General features: G+C 63.4%; 2 protein-coding genes. Both read left to right on the plus strand.

Going from position 1 to position 3,092, the window contains the following annotated elements; all coding sequences use genetic code 11:
- Positions 1-333: 333 nt before the first annotated feature.
- Positions 334-1,512, plus strand: coding sequence for a plasmid partitioning protein RepA (gene repA, locus D2N39_RS22315; RefSeq protein ID WP_119136907.1), 1,179 nt, complete (start codon positions 334-336; stop codon positions 1,510-1,512).
- The gene (repB, locus tag D2N39_RS22320; RefSeq protein WP_119136909.1) at positions 1,512-2,501 is read left to right on the plus strand and encodes a plasmid partitioning protein RepB; all 990 of its coding nucleotides are present in this window, start codon (positions 1,512-1,514) and stop codon (positions 2,499-2,501) included. Before repA ends, repB begins: the two co-directional genes overlap by 1 nt.
- Positions 2,502-3,092: the final 591 nt, after the last annotated feature.

A 3,092-nucleotide genomic window follows, 5' to 3' on the forward strand; every position in this document is an offset into this window, starting at 1 on the left:
GGGGGGGGGGGGGGGGGGTGGATCTGGAGCCGACTGGTCCGCTGCGCCACCGACCAGCGATGTGCTGTCCTGATTGGTGTTCCGGTGAAGCCGAACCCTTCGATGGCCACTGCCTGCGGTAGCTTGGCGATGGTCATCTCAAAGCAGATCAACCGCGCCTGTTTCCCGACGATCTCCGGCTGCGAGAGGCCACCGGCGATCTTGTGGTCCCCTGCCCTGCTTCCGCCATATCTGGCAGAATTTTTCTTGCCATAATCTGATTCTTGCGTCACTCAATTACGCCAAGAACTGAAAATTCCGAAGAATGCCGTAACAAACGGTGCGGAGCAGTAAATGAAACAGACCAACGAACGCATCGACCGTCTGGTCGGTGACCATGCCGCCCGCCTGTCGGAACGGCTGATGACACATCGCGCGCAGCTTTTCCCGCCCGACGCCCGCAAGGAATTGCGGCGCTTCACCAGCGGCGAGGTCGCCGGGCTGCTGGGGGTCAAGGACGCCTATCTGCGCAAACTTTCGCTGGAAGGGCGCGGTCCGCAGCCGATGACCGGGCCGGGCGGGCGCCGTCTGTATTCCTCGGCCGACATCATGGAGCTGCGCCGCCTGCTGGAGGCCGGGACCAAGACCCCCGGCACCTATCTGCCCGGCCGGCGCCCGGGCGACCATCTTCAGGTCATCACCGTCATCAACTTCAAGGGCGGGTCCGGCAAGACCACGACCGCCGCCCATCTGGCGCAGAAGCTGGCGCTGGACGGGTATCGCGTGCTGGCGATCGACCTTGACCCGCAGGCCAGCCTTTCGGCGCTGCACGGCTTCCAGCCCGAATTCGACCTGCTGGACGGCGGCACGCTTTACGATGCCATCCGCTACGATGACCCCCTGCCCCTGCGCGACATCATCCGCCCGACCTATTTCACCAATCTCGACATCGTGCCCGGCAATCTGGAGCTGATGGAGTTCGAGCATGAAACCCCCCGCGCCCTCTCCGCGCGCGGCGGTAACCTTTTCTTCACCAGGATTTCCGATGCCTTGGTGCAGGTCGAGGGCGATTACGATGCCGTTGTCATCGACTGCCCGCCGCAACTGGGGTTCCTCACGATGTCCGCGCTGTCTGCTGCCACCGCCGTTCTGGTCACGGTGCATCCGCAGATGCTCGACGTGATGTCGATGTGCCAGTTCCTTCTGATGACATCGAACCTGCTGGGCGTGGTGGCCGATGCCGGCGGCAACATGAATTACGACTGGCTGCGCTATCTGGTCACCCGCTACGAACCCGGCGACGGGCCGCAAAACCAGATGGTCAGCTTCATGCGCAGCCTGTTCGGCGATCATGTGCTGAACCACCCGGTGTTGAAATCCACCGCGATTTCCGATGCGGGTCTGACCAAGCAAACGCTTTACGAGGTGGAGAAAGCCGATTTCACCCGCGCGACCTATGAGCGCGCAATGGAAAGCCTCAACGCCGTCAATGGCGAGATCGAGGTACTGATCCAGCAGGCATGGGGGCGCTGATGGCCCGGAAAGACGTTCTGAAGGGCCTGCTCGATGCCCAGCCCGCGCCGCCAGAGCCCACAGCGCCCCCCCCTGCCCTGCCGCCCCGCCCCAATCGCGGTGCGATCGGCGCCGTCTCGCGGTCCATCGCCGATCTGAAGGCGCGCTCGGTCGTAGAGATCGACCCCTTCCTGATTGAGGCCGGCGGCGTGCAGGACCGCCTTGAAACCGACGATGCGGCCGAAGCGGGTCTGCGCGGCTCCATCGCGGAATATGGCCAGCAGGTGCCGGTCCTGCTGCGCCCCCACCCCGAAAAGGAAGGCCGTTACCAGATCGTCTATGGCCGCCGCCGCGTGCTGGCGATGCGCGACCTCGGCCAGCCGGTCAAGGCGCTGATCCGCGATCTGGACGACCGCGAGCTGATCCTGGCGCAGGGGCAGGAAAACACCGCCCGCCGCGACCTGTCATTCATTGAAAAAGTAAATTTTGCCAGACAGTTACAGGAGATTGGCTATGATCGGAAGGTCATCTGCGACGCGCTTTCCGTGGACAAGACGCTGCTCAGCCGGATGCTTTCGGTGGCAGATCGCATCCCGGCCGAGATCATCGCGGGTATCGGCACCGCGCCGTCTGTCGGGCGTGACCGCTGGGTGGCTTTCGCCGGTCTGATGGAGGAAACCGAGACCGACGCCGCCACGCTGCACTCCATGATTGCGCTGTCGGGCGCCGCCCGCTCGGATGACAGGTTTCAGGCGGCGTGGGACTATATGGCGCGGATCGTCGAGCGCCGCCGCGCGGCCGAGGCCGCCCAGCAGCCTGAGGCGCAGCGGCTTTACACCGCCGACGGTGTGCCGCTGGGGCAGGCGAAATACGACCGCAACTTCTGCACTCTGAAGCTGCGGCTGGCCCATACCGAAGGTTTCGAGGATTGGCTGGTGCAGTCCCTGCCCGAGCTTTTCACCGACTGGCAGGCGCGGAAACTCCGCGATGCCGGGAAAGACACCCCCTGACCGCAAAGGAGGCGCGAACCGGGCATCGGATGGAAAGGCACCGGCGCTGCCCCGCATTGACAAATGGTCGGCCTTCACTGACCTGCGCACCGTCACACAGTTGCAGCGGCGTGAAAGTTGACAGCTGTCAACGACGTGGGATGATCGAGCCCGAAATCGACCACATGAAAACTGACGGCCGCCTCGCGCGAAGCCCGTTGAAGGGCGGGACCGGCGCGCGCTCATCGCGCCTATCAGGGGTGAGGGGCCGCGCAATCACATCACGATGGCAGCGTGACCGGGGTGTTCAGGGTGAACTACCGAGCCTGCCAATGAAATGTTAGTCTTGGCTTTTTGCCCGGTGAATAGCGCCATGTTTCGTGGACGCCTTCTTCGCTAACTTTGAGGCAAGGAGGCCATGATGGGCACAGGCAATTTCACAGACGAGTTGAAGCGTGACGCGGTAGCGCAGATCACGGAGCGGGGCTAGGGTCAGGACCCATTGATTCGCTTGAAGTCGCCGTCGCTGCGTGATTCACGCATCCGAACTGACGGGGGTGACGATGAGCAATCTTTTCTGGCTGACCGAAGAGCAGATGGAGCGGTTGAGGC

The sequence above is a fragment of the Gemmobacter lutimaris genome (assembly GCF_003570715.1).
GTDB classification, from domain to species: Bacteria; Pseudomonadota; Alphaproteobacteria; order Rhodobacterales; family Rhodobacteraceae; genus Gemmobacter; species Gemmobacter lutimaris.

Bases quoted from the DNA above. Each gene is read 5' to 3' on its own strand.
- repA (WP_119136907.1), top strand. From the start codon at position 334: ATGAAACAGACCAACGAACGCATCGACCGTCTGGTCGGTGACCATGCC.
- repB (WP_119136909.1), top strand. From the start codon at position 1,512: ATGGCCCGGAAAGACGTTCTGAAGGGCCTGCTCGATGCCCAGCCCGCG.